The following is a 1210-nucleotide window of genomic DNA, read 5'->3' on the forward strand; positions in this document are numbered from 1 at the left end:
CGTTGCCGTTGGAGTATGGACGTTTGCCGGTCTTTGGGCGAGCGCACTTTTTGACCTGCTTAGTCTAAACTCCAATTTCGTAGCTAAACGGCTAGAACAGCGATTACAGTCAATTGCACATAACTACGATCCAAAGCGTTTTCCTGCTCCCGATCTATTCCCAGTCATTTGCTCTACTAATCCCTCAAATTTTATTACCCAAAATATCAACTTTATCAGCTATTTTGGATACGATCTTAATGAGTTTGACGAGATCAACAAATTTCAGGGTTACTTGCAATATGCAGACGGCACAGTTGTACAATCATTAGGCTATGCAGCAGTTGCCACTAACTATCAGCTCAACCTGGATGTACAAGGTCCAGAACTAAAAAAGGCTCTTCGGGGGATGGACCCAAATAAACAACCGCAGATAGTGCTCAAGTGGGGTGAGGGAAAAAGTCAATCAGTGCTACCAGTTGAGATCCCGGTAGCAGAAACGCCAAAGAGAGATTATGTCCCCGTTGCCACAATCGGTCCTTTTGGTGGCCCCTATGGTGATTGGACAGCCGAGCAAAGATGCCCAACGGGACAATGGGTATTAGGTGCTTTCTTAATCGTAGAACCAGAACAGGGTAGAGGTGATGATACTGCCCTCAATGGTATTCACTTAATATGCGGAACACTTGAAGATAAAGGAAGAGTAACACCAATTTCATCTGGAACAGGATCGTGGGGAAACAAAACAGAGGAAAGAGTTTGCGGTAATGGCTACGTAGTTGGCGCAAATGTAAGAATTGAAGGGCCTCAAGGGAGTGGGGATGATACTGGCGCTGTTGATGCAGAATTCCGGTGTGACAACGGTGACACTTTAGCCGCTTCTTATCGACTTGGTTGGGGGGGATGGTCAGGTTTACAAACTTGTCCTTCTGCTTCGGCTATTTGTGGCATAAAGACAAAGGTTGAGTCTGGACAGGGGAGCGGTGATGACACTGCTTTGAACGATGCTGAATTTACTTGCTGCTCGCTGCCTTAAAAAGGGGGTCTGTTAATAACTTTTTTTCAGTTTCTAAAGTCCTGAATAAGTAGACCAACTTAAAAAAACCTAACAGCGAGAGTTCCGACTTCTTCAAGAAGTAGGCGCTCTCGCTGACATACAGCAGATTGCAAGTTTATAGATGACAGTAGCAGCATTTAGTAAACCAGTTTTTTAGATGTTGAGGATTTATTA

General features: G+C 44.5%; 1 protein-coding gene. It reads left to right on the forward strand.

The window, feature by feature from the left end; translation table 11 throughout:
• On the forward strand, nt 1-1015 hold a 1015-nt coding region (locus tag QUA13_RS32540; protein WP_333205229.1), incomplete at its 5' end, for a hypothetical protein.
• Nucleotides 1016-1210: the final 195 nt, after the last annotated feature.

The organism is Microcoleus sp. S28C3, assembly GCF_036700785.1.
In the GTDB taxonomy this organism is placed as follows: domain Bacteria; phylum Cyanobacteriota; class Cyanobacteriia; order Cyanobacteriales; family Microcoleaceae; genus Microcoleus; species Microcoleus asticus.